We start from the raw sequence: 21113 nt of genomic DNA, 5'->3' as shown, positions 1-21113 counted from the left end.
ATCGTCCTGCGCCTTTGGTCGATCGGTTTTTGTCCGATCTGACTAGCGGCGCAGGCGTCCCTTTTCCTGGCCGCACTCGACGGCCACGCCAAATTCGAACGTCCGTTTTAGGAGTACCCTCGCCCGAGAGTTGTGAGGTGCGCTCTGCTCCCCCCGAACAAACCCTGATCCCTGAATCCGATTCATCGACCCGGTGACCGGATTTAAGCGATTGCGGGGAACTCGCGTCCTTACAATCGCCTTTCTGTGCGCAGCGATGCGCTTGCCGCCGCACGCCCAGTTGCTATGCAGTAGCGGCAGTCCAGGCCCGACAGAGGCACGGCTGCCTTCCAAACCCAGAGGAGGATTCAATCGTGTGGAGTCAAATCTATGACCCGCTCGGCAATATGGCGCTGTCTACCATTGCCGCGGGGGTCCCTGTGGCCGTGCTGCTCGCAGCGCTGGCGTTCTTTCACATGCAGGCCCACATCGCTGCCGGACTGGCGCTGGCGGTCGGCATCGCGGTGGCGTCGTTCGTGTTCGGCATGCCCGCGGCCATGGCCGGCAAGGCGGCCGGGCTGGGCATCGTCTCCGGGCTGTTTCCGATCGGGTGGATCGTCCTCAACATCATCTTCCTGCACCGGCTGACCACACTTAACGGGTCATTCAGGGTGTTGCAGAACTCGATCTCGGGCGTGACCGAAGATCGCCGCCTCCAACTTCTGCTGGTGGCCTTCAGCTTCGGCGCGTTCTTCGAGGGCGCAGCCGGCTTCGGCACGCCGGTGGCCGTGACCGGCGCCATCCTGATCGGCCTGGGCTTCTCGCCGCTAGCCGCTTCTGGCCTGGCGCTGATCGCCAATACCGCTCCGGTGGCGTTTGGCGCACTCGGCGCGCCAATCATCGGCCTCTCGTCGGTGACCGGCATCGAACAGACCGTGCTCTCCGCGATGATTGGCCGCCAACTGCCGTTCTTCTCGGTGCTGGTGCCGTTCTGGCTGATCTGGGCGTTCGCGGGCTTCCGCGGCATGCTGGCCATCTGGCCGGCCATCCTGGTGGCGGGCGTCAGCTTCGCCGTGCCGCAGTTCCTGGTCTCGAACTACCACGGCCCGTGGCTGGTGGACGTGATCTCCGCGCTGATCTCGATGGGGGCCCTGACCGCCTTCCTGAAGATCTGGCATCCGAAGGAGATCTGGACCTCCACGCGCATCCTGGGCCGCCACGACGACTCGAAGGTCGATCACCCCGAAGCCCTGGAAGCCGAAGCCCGCGCCAACGCGGCGTCGGTCGGCATTTCGGTGGTCAAGGCGTGGATGCCATGGGTCATCCTGACCGTGTTCGTGTTCGTCTGGGGCATTCCCGAGTTCAAGAAGCTCGTGGACGGCATCTGGCAGTACAAATTCCCGATCCCGGGCCTCGACAAGGCCATCATCAAGGGTCCGCCGGTGGTGCCGAAGGAAATCGTCGAAGGGGCGGTGTTCAACTTCAACGTGCTGTCGATGGCCGGCACCGGCATCCTGGTGTCGGCGCTGGTCGGCGGCCTGCTGATGGGCTACTCGGTGCCGCGCCTGCTCAAGGAGTACTGGGAGACGATCAAGCTGGTGCGCTACTCGCTGCTGACCATCTGCGCCATGTTCGGCATCGGCTACCTGACCCGCTACTCGGGTCTCGACGCCACGCTGGGCCTGGCCTTTGCGCAGACCGGCGTGTTCTACCCGCTGTTCGGCACGATGCTGGGCTGGCTGGGCGTGGCACTGACCGGTTCCGACACGGCGTCCAACGTCCTGTTCGGCGGCCTGCAGAAGACCACGGCGGAGCAGCTGGGCCTGTCGCCGGTGCTGATGGCGGCCGCCAACAGCTCGGGCGGTGTGATGGGCAAGATGATCGACGCCCAGTCGATCGTGGTGGCCTCCACCGCCACCAAGTGGTACGGCCACGAGGGCGAGATCCTGCGCTACGTGTTCTTCCACTCGGTCGTGCTGGCCATCCTCGTCGGCCTGTTCGTGACCCTGCAGGCGTACGTGCCGCCGTTCACGCACATGGTGATTCACTGATGGCGATTCCCTGACATTGCCTGCTCGACCAGGCATGCAGACAAGCCCCGCCTCATGGCGGGGCTTTTTGTTGGGCGTATCATCACCGGTTCACTCCAACAGACGAGATGAGGGACCGCCGTATGCCGATTCGCCGCCTGGAAAGATTGATCGATCCATTCCGGAACATGCCGGATACGCAGCCGCCGGCCAGCATCTGGCGGTTCTACGCGTACTTCCTGCGCGAGGTGCGCGGGGTGTTGTTCGCGCTGCTGGTGGTGGGCCTGATCGCCGCGCTGATCGAGGTGTCGCTGTTCAGCTTCCTCGGCCGGATCATGGACCTCGCCAAAGGAACACCGGACGGGCAGTTCTTCGCGCGCCATCAGAATGAATTGCTGTGGATGGCCGCCGTGGCGCTGCTGCTGCGCCCGCTGTTCTTCGGCCTGCACGATGTGCTGCTGCATCAGGTCATCAACCCCAACCTGGCCAACCTGATCCGCTGGCAGAACCATCGCTACCTGCTCCAGCAGAGCCTGTCGTTCTTCCAGAACGACTTCGCGGGGCGGATTGCCCAGCGCATCATGCAGACCGGGTTCTCGCTGCGCGACTCGGCCGTGCATGCGCTCGATGCGCTCTGGCACGTGATCATCTACGCCATCAGCGCGCTGATCCTGTTCGCCGAGGCGGACTGGCGGCTGATGATCCCGCTGATCCTGTGGATTGCCGGCTACATCGCCGCCCTGGCGTACTTCACGCCGCGCGTGAAGCAGCGTTCCGTGGTGGCCACCGAGGCGCGCTCGCGGCTGATGGGCCGCATCGTGGACGGCTACACCAACATCACCACGCTGAAGCTGTTCGCCCACACGCGCCACGAGGAAAGCTACGCGCGCGACGCCATGGCCAGTCACACCGACAAGATGCGCATGGCAGGGCGGATGGTCAGCGCCATGGACGTGACCATCACGGCGATGAACGGCGCGCTGATCGCCGGCACGACCGGGCTGGCGCTGTGGCTGTGGAACCAGGGGCTGATCTCCACGGGCGCCATCGCACTGACGACCGGGCTGGTCATCCGCATCAACAATATGTCCGGCTGGATCATGTGGGTGGTCAATGGCATCTTCGAGAACGTCGGGCAGGTGCAGGACGGCATGAAGACGATTGCCGTGCCGCGCAACGTGGTGGACCGGCCGGACGCGCAGCCGCTGCGCATCGCCCGGGGCGAGGTGCAGTTCGAGGACGTGGGCTTCCACTACGGCAAGGGCGCCGGGGTGATCGAGCATGTCAACCTGACCGTGCAGCCGGGCGAGAAGATCGGGCTCGTGGGGCCGTCCGGGGCCGGCAAGTCGACGCTGGTCAACCTGCTGCTGCGGCTCTACGACGTCGAAACTGGCCGGATTCTGGTCGATGGCCACGACGTGGCCGGGGTGACGCAGGAGAGCCTGCGCGCGCAGATCGGCATGGTCACGCAGGATACGTCGCTGCTGCACCGCTCGATCCGCGAGAACCTGCTCTACGGCAAGCCGGACAGTAGCGATGCCGACCTGGGCGAGGCGCTGCGGCGTGCCCGGGCGGACGACTTCATCGGCGATCTGATCGATGGGAACGGCCAGCGGGGGCTCGACGCGCTGGTGGGCGAGCGTGGCGTGAAGCTGTCCGGCGGGCAGCGGCAGCGCATCGCCATCGCCCGGGTGCTGTTGAAGGATGCGCCAATCCTGATTCTCGACGAGGCCACCTCGGCGCTCGACTCCGAAGTGGAGGCGGCCATCCAGGAGAGCCTGGAGGCGTTGATGGAGGGCAAGACCGTGATCGCCATCGCCCACCGGCTCTCGACCATCGCGCGGATGGACCGGCTGGTGGTGCTCGACGGCGGCCATATCGTCGAGACCGGCACCCACGCCGAACTGCTCGCGCGCGGCGGGCTCTATGCCCGGCTATGGGCGCACCAGACCGGCGGCTTCGTCGGCGTGGACTGATCGGACCGGGTCAGGCCGGGGTCAGACCAACCCGAGCAGCCCCGCGCCGGCGCCCAGCGCCACCAGCATCAGCGGATGAACCCGCGTCTTCAGCATGAGGGCGATGGTCAGCAGCGTCACCGCCACGGCGGTCCAGTTGTGGTCCACGCTGCTGGCCAGCACCCAGCCCGTGGACATCAGCAGGCCGATGGTCAGCGCGGACAGGCCGCGCTTGATCAGCCCCGGCCAGCGCGCGTGCGGCGAACGGCCGGCGAAGTATTCGAAGCCGAGCGCGATCAGGCTCGACGGCCCGCACATGCCGACCATCGCCGCGAACGTGCCGCCCGCCCCCGCTACCTGCCAGCCGAACAGCGCCACGAACAGGATGTTCGGCCCCGGCGACGCCTGCGAGATGGCGTAGAGCGCCGCGAACTGGCCATCGGTCATCCAGCCGTTGGCTTCCACGAGGTAGCGGTGCATGTCCGGGATGACGGTGCCGCCGCCGCCCACGGCCAGCAGCGACAGCATGCCGAAATGCCCGAGCAGGCTGCGCAGGATCTCCGGGGAACTCATGCCTGCCCCCGGCGCTTTTCGGCGCGATGTTCGAGCACCAGCGCCACCGGCACCAGCACCGCCATCACCGGCAGCAGCGGCCAGCGCAGCAGGCCGATGGCGACAAACGCCGCCACGCCGACCACCACCGCGCGCACCGTGCGCGGCTGGCTTTCCGCCAGCTTGACCCCGGTGGACAGCACGAGCCCGGCCGAGACCGCCGTCATGCCGGCCAGCATCTGGCGCACGGCGGTGACGTCCTGGTAGCGCAGGTACAGCGCCATGGCGCACAGCACCACCACCATCGGCACCAGCACCAGCCCGCAGAAGGCCGCCACGGCGCCACGCAGGCCGGCGAAGCGCAGGCCCAGCATCAGGGCCAGGTTGATAACGTTGGGGCCGGGCAACACCTGCCCGAGGCTGAGGATCTCGACAAAATCCCGGTCGTTGAGCCAGCGGTTGCGCTCCACGACGGCGCGCCGCACGAACGGGAGCACCCCGCCGAAGCCGGAAAGCCCCATGCGGGCAAATTCGAAGAACAGGGTGCGGGCGTTGGGGGGCGGAGCCAGGGCAGGCTCGGAGACGTCGGGCAGCGGGGCGGCAGACATGATAGGCGGCGATAAATGCCCACGCAGGGGGTGGCGCGGGCTGCCGACATACTACGGCAATCGCGACGGCCCGCGTGGCACGCGGTCATCACGGATGCGCAAGAGGGGGTCAGGGACGGTGATGTGGGTTGCTCCCCTCCCCCCTGGGAGCGCGGAGCAACCCGGCGGCTGCCTTAGCTCCCGCCGTCCACCTTCACCGGCTCGATCTTCACTTCCTTGAGACGTGGCTCGACCGCCTTGCCCTTGCGGGCGCGCTTGCCGACGTACGGCAGCAGCGTCTTGCCAGCCAGCTTCTGCGGCGGCATCTTGCCGCCCCGGACGCCGGTGCCGGAGATCAGCAGCCCCGGCGCGCCCACCGTCACGGCGTGCGTCAGCGGCTCCTTGGGCTCCAGTTCCATCAGGATCACGCCCCGGCCGCCGGCCGACAGCACCTTCACCTCGTCCAGCCCCACCAGCAGCAGCCGGCCATTGCCCGAGAAGCAGGCCACGTGCGTGGCTTCGTCGGCAATCGGCGTCGGCGGCAGCAGCGTGTCCCCCTCATCCAGCGTGATGAAGGACTTGCCGCCCTTCTGCCGGCTGATCATGTCGCCGACCTTGGTCACGAAGCCGTTACCGCCGGCCGTGGCTACCAGCACGCGCTGCTCGGCGCCACCCGCGAAGGTGTGGGCGATCTGCGAGCCCGGCGCGAGGTCGATCAGCGTCGTCACCGGCACGCCATCGCCCCGGCCGCCGGGCAGCCCGGCCACCGCCACCGAATAGACCCGGCCGTTGCTGCCGAAGGCCAGCAGCGTGTCCACGGTGCGGCACTCGAAGGTGTCGTACAGGCTGTCGCCCGCCTTGAAGGTGAACTGCTGCGTCTCATGGCCGTGGCCCTGGCGCGTGCGCACCCAGCCCTTGCCCGAGACGATGACCGTCACCGGCTCGTCCACCACGCGCACCTCGGCGGCGGCGCGGCGCTCTTCCTGGATCAGCGTGCGGCGCGGGTCCTTGTCCTCGGGGCTGTACTGCTTGGCGTCCTGCTCGATTTCCTTGATGATGCGCCGGCGCATCATCGTCTCGGACTTCAGCAGCACGTCCAGTTCGGCCTGCTCGTCGCGCAGCTTGGCCAGTTCCTGCTCGATGCGGATGGCCTCCAGCCGCGCCAGCTGGCGCAGGCGGATTTCGAGGATGTCCTCGGCCTGGCGGTCCGATAGCTGGAACGCCTCGATCAGCGCCGGCTTGGGCTCGTCGCTCTCGCGGATGATGCGGATGACCTCGTCGATCTTCAGCAGCACCAGCATCCGCCCTTCCAGGATGTGGATGCGGTCCTCGACCTTGTTGAGCTGGAAGCGCGTGCGCCGCGTCACCGTCTCGAAGCGGAACCCGATCCACTCCCGCAGGATCTCCTGCAGCCCCTTCTGGCGCGGCCGGCCATCGGTGCCGATCATCACCAGGTTGATCGGCGCGCCGGACTCCAGGCTGGTATGCGCCAGCAGGGTCTGGATGAACTCCTGCTGGTCCACGTTCTTGCTCTTGGGCTCGAACACCAGCCGCACCGGCGCATCCTTGCCGGATTCGTCGCGCACCGCGTCCAGCACGGCCAGCAGCGAGGTCTTCAGCTGCACCTGCTCCGGCGTCAGCGCCTTCTTGCCGGTGCGGATCTTCGGGTTGGTGATTTCCTCGATTTCCTCGAGCACCTTCTGCGCCGAGGTGGCTGGCGGCAGCTCGTGCACCACCATCTGCCACTGGCCGCGCGCCATTTCCTCGATCTTCCAGCGCGCGCGCACCTTCAGGCTGCCCCGGCCGCCCTCGTAGATCTGGGCGATATCGGCCGCCGGCGAGATGATCTGCCCGCCGCCCGGATAGTCGGGGCCGGGCATCAGCGCCAGCAGCTCGGCCAGCGAGATGGCCGGGTTGCGGATCATCGCCACCGTCGCCCCGGCCACTTCGCGCAGGTTGTGCGGCGGGATTTCCGTCGCCATGCCCACCGCGATGCCCGAGGCGCCGTTCAGCAGCACGAACGGCAGGCGCGCCGGCAGCAGCCTCGGCTCTTCCTCCGAGCCGTCGTAGTTGGGCAGGAAATCCACCGTGCCGAGGTCGATCTCATCCAGCAGCAGCCGCGAGATCGGCGTCAGGCGCGCTTCGGTGTAGCGCATGGCCGCCGCGCCGTCGCCGTCGCGGGAGCCGAAGTTGCCCTGGCCGTCGATCAGCGGGTAGCGCAGCGAGAAGTCCTGCGCCAGGCGCACGAGCGCGTCGTAGGCCGACTGGTCGCCGTGGGGGTGGAATTTACCGAGCACCTCGCCCACCACGCGCGCGGACTTGACCGGCTTGGCGTCGGCACGCAGGCCCATGGCCGCCATCGCATAGAGGATGCGGCGCTGCACGGGCTTCTGGCCATCGGCCACCTCGGGCAGCGCGCGGCCCTTGACCACGCTCACCGCGTAGTCGAGGTAGGCCCGCTCCGCGTAGCGCGCCAGGGTCAGCGAATCGGCTGGCTCTTCGGATTGAAACGAAATGTCTGGTTGATCCATGGTCGGCAAGAATGCGGCACGCGGGCGCCGGGCGGCGCCTCGCAAACCCTGTGGGTCGGCTTGTCAGCGTGGGATTCTAACGAAACTCGGGCGCCCCGCAGGAAAGTGAGGCCCGATCGATGTGACAGCGGGTGTCACAAGGGGGTCATTCCGGCATGTTGCGCCGGCCGCCGATCACCATTTTCACGCGTCCGGCATGGCTGCCGGTGCGCACCACGGCCACCCCGGACGGCTGGTAGATCCGGTAGAACTCCATGACCGTGCTCACGTACTGGCGGGTTTCGGGGAAAGGCGGGACCTGGTTGTTGTAGCGCGCCACGGCGCCCTCGCCGGCGTTGTAGGCGGCCAGCACCAGTTCGAGATTGTTGGGAAACTGGCCCTGCAGCCAGCTCAGGTAGCGCACGCCGGCCGAGATGTTCAGGCGCGGGTCGGTGAGCTTCTGCTCCACCGAGCGGCGCTTGTCGGCGGCGATGCCGAAACGCACGCCGGTGTCCGGAATCACCTGCATCAGGCCGATGGCGCCCTTGGGCGACACCGCGCTCGGGTTGAAGCCGCTCTCGACCGCCATCACCGCCTTGACCAGCGCCGGGTCCACGTTCTGGGCCGTGGCAATCTGGCGGATGATCGGATCGACCAGCGCGATGTTGGGGTGGTTCAGCACATAGCGGAACAGCTTGCCGGCGTCGGCATCGCCCTTGCCGGGCCGCCCCACCATGCGCACCCCGGCCACGCGCGGCATGGCCAGCGTGTCCAGCTTGCCGCCGTCCTTGAGGAACAGCTTGTAGCGATCGTCGATCTTTTCATCGGCGAAGTGGGCCACGCCGTCTTCGTCGATATAGCCATACAGCTCGGCGTGGGCGGCACCGGTCGCGCACAGGCCCGCCAGCGCCAGCCCGAGCGCCGTGACCCGCCTTGCCAGCCGCGCCAGGGCGCGGCGATTGCCGATGGTCCGCAGATTGCCGATGGTCCGCATGGTGCTTCTCCGTTGCCGACCGCTGCACCCGTTGCCGGAGCGGTCAGATATCCGCCTCCACCTCGTTGCCCTTTTCCTCGAGCCACGTGCGCCGCTGCGACGCCTCGCCCTTGCCCATCAGCATGTTCATCATGCTCACGGTCTGGGGCAGGTCGAATTCGCCAAGCGCCACCGGCAGCAGCCGGCGCGTGTCCGGATTCATCGTGGTTTCCCACAGCTGCTCGGCGCTCATCTCGCCCAAGCCCTTGAAGCGCGAGATCTGCCAGGCGCCTTCCTTGACGCCATCCTTCATCAGCTTGTCCTGGATGGCTTCCAGCTCGCCTTCGTCCAGCGCGTAGAGCTTCTGGGCCGGCTTCTTGCCGCGTGCCGGAGCATCCACTCGGAACAGCGGCGGGCGGGCCACGCAGACGTTGCCGTTGTCGATCAGCTTCGGGAAGTGACGGAAGAACAGCGTGAGCAGCAGCACCTGGATGTGCGCGCCGTCCACGTCGGCATCGGACAGGATACAGATCTTGCCATAGCGCAGGTTGGACAGGTCCGGCTCGTCGTCCGGACCGTGCGGATCCACACCAATCGCCACGGCGATGTCGTGCACTTCATTATTGGCGAACAGGCGGTCGCGCTCGGTCTCCCAGGTGTTCAGCACCTTGCCGCGCAGCGGCAGGATGGCCTGGAACTCCTTGTCGCGGCCCATCTTGGCCGAACCGCCGGCCGAGTCGCCCTCGACCAGGAAAATCTCGTTGCGCGACACATCGGTCGATTCGCAATCGGTCAGCTTGCCGGGCAGCACGGCCACGCCGGAGCCCTTCTTCTTTTCCACCTTCTGCGCGGCGCGGGTGCGCGCCTGGGCCTGGCGGATCACCAGTTCGGCCAGCTTCTTGCCGTAGTCCACATGATGGTTCAGCCACAGCTCCAGCGCGGGGCGGCTGAAGGTGGAGACCAGGCGCACGGCGTCGCGGCTGTTCAGGCGTTCCTTGATCTGGCCCTGGAACTGCGGATCGAGCACCTTGGCCGAGAGCACGAACGAGGCGCGCGCGAACACGTCCTCGCTCATCAGCTTCACGCCCTTGGGCTGGAGTGAGTGCATCTCGATAAAGCTCTTGACCGCCAGGAACAAGCCCTCGCGCAGGCCGGACTCATGCGTGCCGCCGGCCGGCGTCGGGATCAGGTTGACGTAGGACTCGCGCACCGGCGCGCCGTCCTCGGTCCAGGCCACCACCCAGGAGGCGCCCTCGCCCTCGGCAAAGCCTTCCTCGCCCGGATTGCCGTCCGGGTCGGCAAAGTGCTCGCCCTCGAACATCGGGATCACGAGTTCGGACCCGCTGCCCTGCGCCAGCGCCTCGACGAGGTAGCCCTTCAGGCCCTGGTCGTACTGCCAGACCTGCTTTTCGCCGGTCTTCTCGATTTCGAGCGTGACCTTCACGCCCGGCAGCAGCACCGCCTTGCTGCGCAGCAGCCGCTGGAGTTCGGCCTGCGGAATGGTGGCGGAGTCGAAATAGCTGGCATCCGGCCAGACCTGCACGCGCGTGCCGTTCTTCTTCTCGCCGCGTTCGAGCTTGCGGCCGGCGAGCGGCGTGGTGACGTCGCCGCCCGAGAAGGTCAGCGTGGAGAGCGTGCCGTCGCGCCAGACCGTCACATCAAGACGGGTGGACAGCGCATTGGTCACGGACACGCCCACGCCGTGCAGGCCGCCCGAGAAGGCGTAGGCGCCACCCTTGCCCTTGTCGAACTTGCCGCCCGCGTGCAGGCGGGTGAACACGATCTCCACCACCGGCACCTGCTCTTCCGGGTGAATACCCACCGGAATGCCGCGGCCGTCGTCTTCCACGCTGACGCTGCCGTCACGGTGCAGCGTGACCAGGATCTCGGAGCCGTGGCCGCCCAGCGCCTCGTCCGACGCGTTGTCGATCACCTCCTGCACGATATGCAGGGGATTGTCGGTACGGGTGTACATGCCGGGCCGTTGCTTGACCGGCTCCAGGCCCTTCAGGACCCGGATGGAAGATTCGCTGTACTGACTGGTTTTGCTCGCCATGGAGTCGCTACGGAGAAGTGGATCTCCCGGCCGTCGCGGCCGGATTGCGCAGCATTGTAATGGATGACCGGGGCGGGCTCGGTACGCTGGCGCGCGGAACCGGCGGCTTCGGCATAAATACGCCACCCGGGGTAAACTCGCCCGGCTGCAGAGGGAATCCCCCGGCGCCCCCCGATAACCAGAGAAAAGGACTGCCAAAGTCCCGAGCCCGACATGACCGACCGCAAACTCTCCCTGACCACCGTGCTCGTGTGCGGTGGCTTGCTCGTCACGCTATCGATGGGTATCCGGCACGGCTTCGGCCTGTTCAACCTGCCGATTACCCAGGCCCACGGCTGGAACCGCGAGACCTTCGCCTTCGCCCTGGCCCTGCAGAACCTGATGTGGGGCGTCACCCAGCCGATTGCCGGCGCGCTGGCCGACAAATTCGGCCCCATCCGCATCATGCTGGTCGGCGTGGCGCTCTACGTGGCCGGCCTGGTCGTGATGGCGATGGCCACCAGCGGCACGGCGTTCGCCTCCGGGGCGGGGGTGATGATCGGCATTGCCCAGGCGGGCACCACCTACAGCGTGGTCTACGGCGTGATCGGCCGGGTGGCCAGCGCCGAGAAGCGCATCTGGGCGATGGGCATCGCGGCGGCGGCCGGCTCGTTCGGCCAGTTCCTGATGATTCCGATCGAACAGTCGCTGATTTCCTTCGTCGGCTGGCAAAACGCGCTGTTTACCATGGCCGTGATGGCCTGTTTCATGCTCCCGCTGGTGTTCGCGCTGCGCGAGCCGAAGGTGGCGGCGACCACGGGCGGGCATCACCAGACCATTGGCGAGGCCACGCGCGAGGCCTTCGGCAATCGCAACTTCCAGTTGCTGACGCTCGGCTATTTCGTGTGCGGCTTCCAGGTGGTGTTCATCGGCGTGCATCTGACGCCGTACCTGAAGGATCGTGGCTTCACCGATCCCAAGATCGCCACGGTGGCACTGGCGCTGATCGGCCTGTTCAACGTGTTCGGCACCTACACCGCCGGGGCGATGGGCCAGCGCATGCCCAAGCGCTACCTGCTCTCGTTCATCTACCTGGCGCGCTCGTTCGTGATTGCCGGCTATCTGCTGCTGCCGCTGACGGCGGCCAGCACGTGGGTGTTCGCGGCGCTGATGGGGCTGCTGTGGCTGTCCACCGTGCCGTTGACCAACGGCATCATCGCCCAGGTGTTCGGGGTGAAGTACCTGTCGATGCTGAGCGGGGTGGTGTTCTTCTCGCACCAGATCGGCAGCTTCCTGGGCGCGTGGCTGGGCGGGTTCCTGTTCGACCGGACCGGCAGCTACGACCTCGTGTGGTTCATCGCCATCGGGCTGGGGGTGGTGGCGGCGCTGGTCAACCTGCCGATCCGCGAGCAGGCGCTGACGCGCCCGCAGCCGATAGCGGTCTGAGCCATGGACGCCGCACGCCACCATCCCTGGCTCAAGGCCAAGCTGTTAAAGACGGTGGGCCTGCTGGCGCTGGCCGGTGTGCTGACGCTTGGCTTCCTGGCCTACCTGCGGCCGGCGTTCATGGTCGACCTCACCAATATGGTGCTGGCGTGGTGCGGGTAAGCGGCTAGCTTACTGCGCCTCGCCCTTGGTCTTTGCCTCGAGCACTTCCCAGCGCTCGAGCGCCTCCAGCAGTTCCATCTCGATCTCGTCGTGCCGGCTGGCCAACTGGGCCGCGCGGGCGGGGTCGTTCGCGTAGAGCGCGCCGTCCGCCAGCTGGCCGGCCAGCGTCTTCTGCTCCGCTTCCAGCGCGTTGATGCGCTCGGGCAGGCCATCCAGCTCGCGCTGTTCCTTATAGGAGAGCTTGACCGTGCGATTGGCGCCGCGCGCCTCGCGCGTGTTCTGCGTCTTCAGCGCCTCGGCGGGCTTCGCCTCGGCCGGCTTGGCGGCCTGGATGGCCCCGGCCCGGGCCGACTGCGCTTCCCAGTCCGAATACCCGCCGACCGACTCGCGCCACTGCCCCTCGCCCTCGGCGGCGATGGTCGAGGTGACCACGTTGTCCAGGAAGGCCCGGTCGTGGGAGACCAGGAACACCGTGCCGCTGTAGTCCTGGAGCAGTTCCTCCAGCAGTTCGAGGGTGTCGATGTCGAGATCGTTGGTCGGCTCGTCCAGCACCAGCACATTGGCCGGCCGGGCGAACAGGCGCGCCAGCAGCAGCCGGTTGCGCTCGCCGCCCGAGAGCGACTTGACCGGCGACCGCGCGCGCTCCGGCGCGAACAGGAAATCGCCCAGGTAGCTCATCACGTGCTTGCGCTGGCCGTTGACCTCCACCCAGTCGCTGCCCGGACTGATGGTGTCCGCCAGCGACTTCTCCAGGTCCAGCGCCGTGCGCATCTGGTCGAAATACGCCACCTGAAGGTTGCTGCCGTTGCGCACCGTGCCGCTGTCCGGCGCCAGTTCGCCCAGGATCAGGCGCAGCAGCGTGGTCTTGCCCACGCCGTTCGGGCCGATCACGCCGACCTTGTCGCCACGCATGATGGTGCCGGTGAAGTCACGGACCACCGGCTTGTCGCCGTAGGACTTCGACACATTGGTCAGTTCGGCCACGATCTTGCCGGAGCGGTCCGCCTGCGACACTTCCAGCCTCACATTGCCCTGCACCTCGCGCCGCGCCGCGCGCTCGGTACGCATGGTCACCAGCCGCTGGATACGCGCCACGCTGCGCGTGCGGCGCGCTTCCACGCCTTTGCGGATCCACACTTCCTCCTGCGCCAGCAGCTTGTCGAACTTGGCCTGCTCCACCGCCTCGGCGGCCAGCAGTTCGGCCTTGCGGGCCTGATAGGCCGCGAAGTTGCCCGGGAAGGACACCAGCCGGCCCCGGTCCAGTTCGACGATGCGGGTGGCCACGCGGTCCAGGAAGGCGCGATCGTGGGTAATCAGCAGCACGCTGCCCCGGAAGCCGATCAACAGGTCTTCGAGCCAGCGGATGGCGGTGACGTCGAGGTGGTTGGTCGGTTCGTCGAGCAGCAGGATGTCCGGCTCGGCCACCAGCCCCTGCGCCAGCGCCACGCGCTTCTGCAGGCCGCCGGACAGCGAATCCACGCGCACGTGCGGGTCCAGGTCGAGGCGGGCCAGCGTGGTTTCCACGCGGGTGCGCAGCGTCCAAGCGTCGGCGGCGTCCAGTTCGGCCTGCACGCGATGCAACTCGGCCAGCGTGGCCTCGTCGTGATGGGTGTCGAGCTTGGCCAGCGCCGCCTCGTAGCGGGCCAGCAGGTCGTGGGCGGCGCCCATGCCCAGGCTCACTGCATCGAACACGGTCAGCCCGGGCGCGAATTGTGGCTCCTGCGCAACATATGCAGTGGTGACGCCGCTCTGGCGGGCAATCAGGCCGTCGTCCGGGGCGGACATGCCGGCCACGATCCGCAGCAGCGACGACTTGCCCGTGCCATTGCGGCCGATCAGGCCAACGCGTTCGCCGGCTTCCAGCGAGAAATCGGTGTGGTCGAGCAGTGCCACGTGCCCGAAGGCAAGTTGGGCATCGGAAATGGAGAACAGGGCCATGGTGGGGAGACTGGAAACAGGCCCGAATTGTAGTCGACCCCAGGGGCCGGGGCCGCACGGCCCAAAAAGAAGCGTCCCAAAAAGAAGGGCCCGTTAGCAAACGGGCCCAAGAGTCTCTCCTCGGTGCCCTGCTCGCAAGGCACGTTTGAAGAATATCGATTCGGGGGCCGGGCAATAAGTCGGACAACTCCTTAAGGGAAAGCCCCCGTCAACCGCGCGCGAGGCCAAGCGTTGCAGCCCGAGCACGACTACTAGCGCGGCGGTTGTGCGTCGGGCGCCTGCCGTGGAACAATCCGACACACTCAGCGCAATCGGATTAATCCGAAAAGAAGCACAACAAGGCGGTAACAACAAGGCAGTACAGAGCCGGACCCATCCGGCCAACGGGGTTTTCCGGGTTTTCTTTCCAGACAATTTTCGGACGGGTGTCATTCATGACCAATACGGGCCTGCCGCGCCGTGCCTCCTTCAGGAGCACGGCGCTTGTTGTATGTTTCCTCGCCACGCTGCTTGCCTTGCCGGCCCTGCCGGCGTGGGCGGCGTCACCCAACTCGGTGGTGTTGCGCATCCAGCAGACCGGGGCCATCCGCATCGCCCACCGCGAAAGCTCGGTGCCCTTCTCGTTCGTGGCGGACGGCAAACCCATGGGCTACGCCGTGGATCTCTGCCTGAAGGTGGCGGAGGCGCTGCGCACCCAGCTCAAGCTGCCGCAGCTGCGCGTGGAATGGGTGCCGGTGACGCCGGCCTCGCGCATCCCGGCCATCGTGGACGGCAAGGCTGACCTCGAATGCGGATCCACCACCAACAACCGCGAGCGCCGCGACCTCGTCGCCTTCACCATCCCGCACTACATCGCCGGCAGCCGCATGCTGGTGAAGGCCGATTCGGGCATCCGCAAGTGGGGCGACCTGCGCGGCAAGACCGTGGTGTCCACCACCGGCACCACGCCGCTGGCCATGCTCCGCAAGATGGATGAGGCGGGCGCCATGGGCTGGAAGGTGGTGGAGGCCAAGGATCACGCCGAAGCCTTCGGCATGGTCGAGGCGGGCCGCGCCGACGCCTTCGTGATGGACGACGTGCTGCTGTTCGGCCTGCGCGCCAACGCCAAGAACCCGACCGCGCTGGCGGTAACGGGCGACCTGCTGACCATCGAGCCGTACGCGATCATGCTGTCCAAGCACGATGCCGAGTTCAAGAAGCTGGTGGACAAGGCCATGGTGACGTCGATCTACGACCAGGACACCCAGAAGCTGTATCGGAAGTGGTTCCTTAGCCCGATCCCGCCCAACGGCATCACGCTGGACATTCCGATGAGCTACCTGCTGCGCGATTCGTTCAAGTTCCCGAGCGACAAGGTGGCCGACTAAGGGCCTCCCTGCCAGCCCGGGCGGGGAGCCGCGTGGGGGCCGCGTTGGCGCCCCCGCCGCCCCCATCCATGCGAAGATGTCGGCCGTCCGCCCCTTCGCATCGACCATGACTGCCGCCGCCCCCCTCAAGCTGTCCGACCTCTCCCTTTCCACGACGGTGGCCGGGCTGATCGCCATGCTCACCGGCTACACCAGCTCGCTGGTGCTGATGATCCAGGCCGGGCAGGCGGCGCATCTGAGCGATGCCCAGATCGCCTCGTGGATCTGGGCGCTGTCCATCGGCATGGGGGTGACTACGCTGGGACTGTCGCTGATGACCCGGGTGCCGATCGTGGTGGCCTGGTCCACGCCCGGCGCGGCGCTGCTGATTGCCAGCCTGCCCGGCGTGCCCTACCCCGAGGCCATCGGCGCCTTCCTGCTCGCCGCGCTGCTGATGACGGCCGCCGGGCTGACCGGCTGGTTCGACAAGCTGATGCGCGCGCTGCCGGCGAGCATCGCCTCGGCCCTGCTGGCGGGCATCCTGTTCCGGATCAGCGTGGATGTCTTCGTGCAGGCGGAACACCAGACGGTGTTGCTGCTGACCATGTTCGGTACTTATCTAGTGGGACGCCGCCTGTGGCCGCGCTACGCGGTGCCGGGCGTGCTGCTGGTGGGCGTGGCGCTGGCGGGGGTGCTCGGGCAGCTCCATTTCGAACAAATCCGATTTGCGGTGACGCTGCCGGTGTGGACCACGCCGGCGTTCTCGTTGTCGGCCTTTATCAGCATCGGCGTACCGCTGTTCATCGTGGCGCTGGCCTCGCAGAACATTCCGGGGCTGGCCGTGTTGCGTGCGGATGGCTACCACGTGTCGGCCAGCCCGCTGATCACGGTGACGGGGGTGGCATCGGCCATCCTGGCGCCGTTCGGCTCGCATGGGATCAACCTGGCGGCGATCACGGCGGCCATCTGCACCGGCCCCGAGGCCGACGCCGACCCGCGCCGCCGCTACATGGCCGCCGTAGTCTGCGGCATCGGCTATCTGGTGGCGGGGATCATGGCGGCCAGCATCGCGGCGCTGTTCGCGGCCTTCCCGAAGGCGCTGGTGGTGGCCGTCGCGGCCTTCGCGCTGCTGGGTTCCATCGCCAATGGCCTGACCGTGGCCATGCAGGCGCCGGCGGAGCGCGAGTCAGCGCTGCTGACGTTCATGATCACGGCATCGGGCATGACGCTGGCCGGCGTGGGTTCCGCCTTCTGGGGCGTGGTGGGCGGCATGCTGGCGCTGGCCGTGCTGCGCCCGCGCCAGCGGGCGGCCTGAGCCAGCTTACATCAGCAGGAAGGCGACGTCCGCGGCAGCCATCTGCGTCACCGGCACGCCCTTGCGGCGCTGGAACAGCACGTGTTCCAGCACGCGGTCGCGGTGTTCGGCAAACCGGGGAGGCGCAAGGCGCAGCGCAGCCGTCGCGTAGTGCTCGGCCAGCAGCTTGTAGACCCGGTGGCGGACTTGCAGGATCTCGTTGTCGGCACGCAGCCGGGCGATCTCCGCGTTGTTGTCGTCTTCCAGCTGGCGCATGCCCACCACCACGCGCGCGTGCATGCCACGGTAGCGATCCACCTCGGCATGGGCCTTGTGGAGTTCGTCGCGGAGTGCACGCACTTCCTGCATCAGCTTGAGATGTTGCTGGACGCCCCGCTGGATGCGGTTCGCTTCTTCCAGCGCATGGTCCGCGGCAGCGATGGTGTTCTGCCAGACGCCTTCGGTGGCGTCATGCGGTGGCAAGGCGTCCGGCGCGCCTTCGATGTCGGCGAAATGCGGCTTCGGCCATGCCGTTGCGGTGTCAATATCCTGCTTCATACTGCTCCCCTTTACCCGTCAGCCAACACCCGCCACCGGCCTTGTTATGGTTGCCGGCATGGTCGGGTTAACACCGCGACTGTCTGGACCGCCTCTTTTGCACTGCCCGGGCGACCCTTGCGTCATACGCATACGTCCATTCAAGCGTGCAATGTGCATTTGCACAACCACCGCGAGGGAGGGCACAGCACATTCTGCCTGGCGGCGCGGCGCATAATACCGCGCTATAGCGCCTCCGGCGCCGCTTTGCGGCCGGCCCTTGCCCTGCCCTTGACGTCAATCATCTGCCATGTCGAACGGATATCTATTGCTCGCGCTGGCCATCGTGGCCGAGGTCATCGCCACCAGCAGCCTCAAGGCGGCCGAGAGCTTCACGCGCCTCTGGCCCAGCGTGCTGGTGGTCACCGGCTACGTGGCCGCGTTCTGGCTGCTGATGCAGGTCATGAAGACCGTGCCGGTGGGCGTGGCCTATGCCATCTGGTGCGGGGCGGGGATCGTGCTGGTGACACTGATCGCGTCAGTGCTGTACCGGCAGGTGCCGGACCTGGCGGCCTGGGTCGGCATCGGCTTGATCATTGCAGGGGTGGCGGTGATCCAGCTGTTCTCGAAGATGAGTCACTGAATCGCGCCGGGGTCAGGACTTCGGCGGCAGCGCGCGGAGCAGGCGGTTGACCTGCGCCAGCGTCTCGCATTCGTCGGCATTGCGCTTGCGGCGCTGGTCGATGATCTCCAGCAACGCCCGGATCTGGCCATTCTTGGCCTCGCACACCACTTTGTCGGACGCCGGACAGGCCACGTCGATCTCCCCCCGCAGGCTTTCCTGGACGATGTCGATCAGCGCGGTGCAACCAGACGTATCGGCCAGCGCCGGGTCCGGCGTGGCAGCCAGGGCGTGAATGGCGCCGAACATGGCCAGCGCCGGCAGCCAGCGGTGATACGACCTGACAGGGGGCATTTGCGAAAGAAGGCGAACCGGTTCTTTTAGGATTTCTACGACGCGCGAGAGGCGCGCAGGCGACATCATAGCCGGTTGCCGCGCCGCCATGACATCGAACGGTGCGCTGACCCTCGGAAGGGTCTGGGTGGGCGGGAATGCGCCGACCAAAACAAAAAGCCCGCGCGGCAAGCCGGCGGGCTTTCTAATCTGGTTGCGGGAGCAGGACTTGAACCTGCGACCTTCGGGTTATGAGCCCGACGAGCTGCCAACTGCTCCACCCCGCGGGCCGGACTATACGCGGATTGGCGGCGCATTGATACAGAAGAATGCAAAAAGCCCGCTTGCGCGGGCTCTGGACGTAGTGCTGAGGTGAACTTCTGAGAACGACTGCCGACTTGATGATGGTCCCGCCGACAGGAACCATAAAAAGGCTGGTTTGCGGCTTTATCTAAGCGGTTTTTTGCTTGTGGAAAATTCCGGTGCCACGTCCAGTGCCACGAAAAGCGAAGCGTGCCTCTTACGCCAGTCGGCGGCGATTACAACGAATGCGTTGTAAATGTGATTTACAGCCCAAACGGTGTAACGGAGAGGCCTAAGCCGCCTATTTTGACCCAAGGCGAAGGGGATGCGATACTGTATATTCATACAGTATTTCCACACCAATCATGGGCAACAGCAAGCTTGCGGCCAAGTGCCATCTCCGGGCAGCGGCGCCTTCAGAACCGCCTAATCAAGCACACGGTATTCTGGGGCGTATCCCAGGCGACTACATCGCTTCTGGCCTAGCGACGCTGCCGATCGCCACAGCGGACGCGCCGCCCCACCACGAGGTGGTGATTGACGCCGGCGCCGCCGGCACGGTCCGACTCTTCATCGAAAAGAAGCGCGTTCGCCACCACCGGCATTCTCACTATTTCTGGTCCGCCTATCGAGCCGAGCCGGTGAGGCCTGACGACCCGGCTTGACGTGTGTCACGTGTGTGCCGGCGGCATTAGAATGCTTCCATCGATGGGGGGTAGACAAATGGACGCAGCTACGAACGACCCCGGGAATTGGCGGGAGGCACCGTTCCTAATTGCCGAATCAGTGGAGAGGTGCCTGAAGTTCACACGCATACCTGGTGTGACAACCCCATACACAGGCATTTCCTTGGTCTGGCAAGGCCAACGCTACTGCGTGGTCAAAGGCGTCGACAACACGGGGCGAGAGCGCCTCATCGAAGTTTTTCGGGTAGACGCTTCCGGGGAACTTCATGCTGTGCCGGCGTTCCGCTATCCGCTACCGTTGTGCGACATGTTTCCCCTTGATTTTGAAGCCTTCTACGACGTTGACCCCTGGGGCGGGCCAGTGGCGGAACTTACCGTCTCTGAGATCGCGAACGGTGCGCGGATGCTCTTTGCAACCTCGCCGCACCTTGACGACTAGCAGCAAAAAAGTGCGCGTTAGTATCCGCCGATATAAATTTTGTTCGGTGAGCGCGAAAAAAGTGTGCGGACGAGGATCGAGGCTGGTCAATCTGTCGCTTCCTGGCGAAGGCGTGAGCGGTGCGCCCGCCCCGCCGCCACAGCATCCCGAAGTGCCCGCAGCAGCCTTAGCGCCGCATCGTCCGGCTGCGACGCCACCCGCAGGTCTCGAACAATGCCTATTTGCCGCCGAATGAGTACTCGACCTTCCGCAAGGCGCCGATCCGACTGAGCAATATCCTTCTCGTCCCGCGACATGTCGGGCATGGCGGTCTCCCTATTGTGGGCTGACCGTAATTGTGCCCTGTTCGCCCGTCGGATCCAGCTTTCTGTAGGACCGCGCCGGATACCCGCTCTGTCCGCGTCGGCGCCAGACTGTCCTGACCAACTCAGGAGACGATCATGGCAGCGGACATTCACGTGGTGCCGGCAGGCGATGGCTGGGCAGTCGAGGCGGCCGGCGGCGGCAAGCGCACCACCTACGAAACTCAGGAAGAAGCAATCAAGGCCGGCACCGAGCGCGCCCAGCGCGACAAGGTCGAGCTGCTGATCCATGGCCGGGACGGTCAGATTCGCGAGCGGAATTCCTTCGGCCATGACCCGCGCGACGTTAAGGGCTAAGGCCCATGCCGCACGATTCGGCGGCGGCCTGGCCCGATACTCTGCCGGCCGGCGCCGCCCGCGTGGCGGCTCGATCCTGAGGGCTCCCGATCAGCAAGTGCGGCGCGTGGGCCCGCGCAAGGCTGGCCAGGTCATGAAGTAGCCCGGCCGGAAAACGGGGATGTCCTCAGTTCAGCATCTGACGGTCCAATATCTTCTGGCCCTTTCGGGCGATTCGCGCATGTCGTGCAATGGCTATCCTCTACGCAGCGCAACGCTGCAAGGGGAACCCCATGAACGTAATCGAAGAGGTCGAGTGCATCTGCGGGACGACCGTGGAGATCTCAGAGTTTCACCTTGGACTTCGAGGCGAGACGGTACCAACGAAGGCACCGTGCCCGATGTGCGGTCGCACGCTGTATGAAGTTGACATCGACGGCATGGTGCTCGTCGAGGTGACCTTGCGCGCGGAGACGCCTGCACTGACTGATTCAAGGTGAGCGGCTCGGCGAGACGCCACCGGAGCGGGTTCAAACGCTTACGGCCCGTCAGCAAATTCATTCACCCGTTTGAATGATTGCATAACCGCTCATTCATGCCACTCTTGAGTGTTTCCACCGTTTTTTCACCCGCATGTGAAAAGGAGGTGCATTTGGATGGGCGTCATAGCGATGTTGGGAGCTACTTTATTCTTCTGGCGGTTCGTGAGCACCCGGGCAGCATTGATCCTCGCGGGATTTCTCGTCCT

At 66.2% G+C, this 21113-nt stretch carries 19 protein-coding genes and 1 tRNA gene; 11 read left to right on the top strand and 9 right to left on the bottom strand.

From position 1 onward, the window contains the following. The first annotated feature begins 353 nt into the window (after positions 1-353). Together AB4Z27_RS06200 and AB4Z27_RS06195 are read left to right on the top strand one after the other, a co-directional pair. Complete coding sequence (locus tag AB4Z27_RS06200; protein ID WP_092290213.1) at positions 354-2030, top strand: L-lactate permease; 1677 nt, start codon at positions 354-356, stop codon at positions 2028-2030. A 122-nt stretch (positions 2031-2152) separates the two neighbouring features. After that, positions 2153-3985 carry an ABC transporter ATP-binding protein gene (locus AB4Z27_RS06195; RefSeq protein WP_092290217.1) on the top strand — a complete coding sequence of 611 codons (1833 nt, stop codon included), beginning with the start codon at positions 2153-2155 and terminating at the stop codon, positions 3983-3985. Positions 3986-4006: 21 nt separating this feature from the next. On the opposite strand, the gene AB4Z27_RS06190 is transcribed toward AB4Z27_RS06195, so the two are convergent. The 5 genes from AB4Z27_RS06190 to AB4Z27_RS06170 form a co-directional block, all read right to left on the bottom strand. Beyond that, positions 4007-4537 carry a chromate transporter gene (locus AB4Z27_RS06190; RefSeq protein ID WP_092290219.1) on the bottom strand — a complete coding sequence of 177 codons (531 nt, stop codon included), beginning with the start codon at positions 4535-4537 and terminating at the stop codon, positions 4007-4009. Next, on the bottom strand, positions 4534-5124 hold the full coding sequence (locus AB4Z27_RS06185; RefSeq protein ID WP_092290221.1) for a chromate transporter: 591 nt from the start codon (positions 5122-5124) through the stop codon (positions 4534-4536). The genes AB4Z27_RS06190 and AB4Z27_RS06185 overlap by 4 nt, the downstream gene beginning before the upstream one ends. A 173-nt stretch (positions 5125-5297) precedes the next feature. Next, positions 5298-7634, bottom strand: coding sequence for a DNA topoisomerase IV subunit A (parC, locus tag AB4Z27_RS06180; RefSeq protein WP_441590555.1), 2337 nt, complete (start codon positions 7632-7634; stop codon positions 5298-5300). Positions 7635-7779: 145 nt separating this feature from the next. Beyond that, complete coding sequence (locus AB4Z27_RS06175) at positions 7780-8607, bottom strand: lytic transglycosylase domain-containing protein (RefSeq protein ID WP_441644097.1); 828 nt, start codon at positions 8605-8607, stop codon at positions 7780-7782. A 43-nt stretch (positions 8608-8650) separates the two neighbouring features. Beyond that, positions 8651-10642: a DNA topoisomerase IV subunit B gene (locus tag AB4Z27_RS06170; RefSeq protein WP_092290255.1), complete on the bottom strand. Its 1992-nt coding sequence runs from the start codon at positions 10640-10642 to the stop codon at positions 8651-8653. A 213-nt stretch (positions 10643-10855) separates the two neighbouring features. On the opposite strand from AB4Z27_RS06170, the gene AB4Z27_RS06165 reads away from it, so the two are divergent. Together AB4Z27_RS06165 and AB4Z27_RS06160 are read left to right on the top strand one after the other, a co-directional pair. Further along, complete coding sequence (locus AB4Z27_RS06165) at positions 10856-12067, top strand: MFS transporter (protein WP_092290257.1); 1212 nt, start codon at positions 10856-10858, stop codon at positions 12065-12067. Between the two features lie 3 nt (positions 12068-12070). Continuing rightward, positions 12071-12229, top strand: coding sequence for a hypothetical protein (locus AB4Z27_RS06160; protein WP_441590557.1), 159 nt, complete (start codon positions 12071-12073; stop codon positions 12227-12229). A gap of 9 nt (positions 12230-12238) precedes the next feature. Here the strand turns inward: AB4Z27_RS06160 and AB4Z27_RS06155 are convergent, their stop codons facing one another. Beyond that, complete coding sequence (locus AB4Z27_RS06155; RefSeq protein WP_092290259.1) at positions 12239-14167, bottom strand: ATP-binding cassette domain-containing protein; 1929 nt, start codon at positions 14165-14167, stop codon at positions 12239-12241. 434 nt (positions 14168-14601) lie between these two features. Between AB4Z27_RS06155 and AB4Z27_RS06150 the strand changes: the two genes are divergently transcribed. Then, entirely contained in the window at positions 14602-15534 is a 933-nt protein-coding gene (locus AB4Z27_RS06150) for an amino acid ABC transporter substrate-binding protein (protein WP_092290261.1), read from the top strand. A gap of 106 nt (positions 15535-15640) precedes the next feature. Then, positions 15641-16828 carry a benzoate/H(+) symporter BenE family transporter gene (locus AB4Z27_RS06145; RefSeq protein ID WP_441644096.1) on the top strand — a complete coding sequence of 396 codons (1188 nt, stop codon included), beginning with the start codon at positions 15641-15643 and terminating at the stop codon, positions 16826-16828. Between the two features lie 6 nt (positions 16829-16834). Here AB4Z27_RS06145 and AB4Z27_RS06140 read toward each other — a convergent pair whose 3' ends face one another. After that, the gene (locus AB4Z27_RS06140) at positions 16835-17365 is read right to left on the bottom strand and encodes a hypothetical protein (RefSeq protein ID WP_441644095.1); all 531 of its coding nucleotides are present in this window, start codon (positions 17363-17365) and stop codon (positions 16835-16837) included. 289 nt (positions 17366-17654) lie between these two features. Here AB4Z27_RS06140 and AB4Z27_RS06135 point away from each other — a divergent pair, with 289 nt between their 5' ends. Beyond that, positions 17655-17987: a DMT family transporter gene (locus AB4Z27_RS06135; protein ID WP_441644094.1), complete on the top strand. Its 333-nt coding sequence runs from the start codon at positions 17655-17657 to the stop codon at positions 17985-17987. Between the two features lie 12 nt (positions 17988-17999). On the opposite strand, the gene AB4Z27_RS06130 is transcribed toward AB4Z27_RS06135, so the two are convergent. Next, a complete protein-coding gene (locus tag AB4Z27_RS06130) occupies positions 18000-18320 on the bottom strand; it encodes a hypothetical protein (protein ID WP_092290271.1) in 321 nt (106 codons plus the stop codon). A 190-nt stretch (positions 18321-18510) separates the two neighbouring features. Then, positions 18511-18586, bottom strand: a tRNA-Met gene (locus AB4Z27_RS06125). A 381-nt stretch (positions 18587-18967) separates the two neighbouring features. Between AB4Z27_RS06125 and AB4Z27_RS06120 the strand changes: the two genes are divergently transcribed. The 4 genes from AB4Z27_RS06120 to AB4Z27_RS06105 all read left to right on the top strand — a co-directional run bounded on the left by AB4Z27_RS06120 (position 18968) and on the right by AB4Z27_RS06105 (position 20865). Continuing rightward, positions 18968-19267 carry a hypothetical protein gene (locus AB4Z27_RS06120; protein WP_441644093.1) on the top strand — a complete coding sequence of 100 codons (300 nt, stop codon included), beginning with the start codon at positions 18968-18970 and terminating at the stop codon, positions 19265-19267. A 157-nt stretch (positions 19268-19424) separates the two neighbouring features. Next, entirely contained in the window at positions 19425-19727 is a 303-nt protein-coding gene (locus tag AB4Z27_RS06115; RefSeq protein ID WP_441644092.1) for a hypothetical protein, read from the top strand. Between the two features lie 440 nt (positions 19728-20167). Then, the gene (locus AB4Z27_RS06110; protein WP_409558911.1) at positions 20168-20386 is read left to right on the top strand and encodes a DUF2188 domain-containing protein; all 219 of its coding nucleotides are present in this window, start codon (positions 20168-20170) and stop codon (positions 20384-20386) included. Positions 20387-20658: 272 nt separating this feature from the next. Continuing rightward, on the top strand, positions 20659-20865 hold the full coding sequence (locus tag AB4Z27_RS06105; RefSeq protein ID WP_441644091.1) for a hypothetical protein: 207 nt from the start codon (positions 20659-20661) through the stop codon (positions 20863-20865). The last annotated feature ends 248 nt before the right edge of the window (positions 20866-21113 follow it).

It is taken from the genome of Cupriavidus sp. KB_39 (assembly GCF_052114485.1).
GTDB lineage: Bacteria > Pseudomonadota > Gammaproteobacteria > Burkholderiales > Burkholderiaceae > Cupriavidus.
This window is presented reverse-complemented; position numbering and strand designations above follow the sequence as displayed.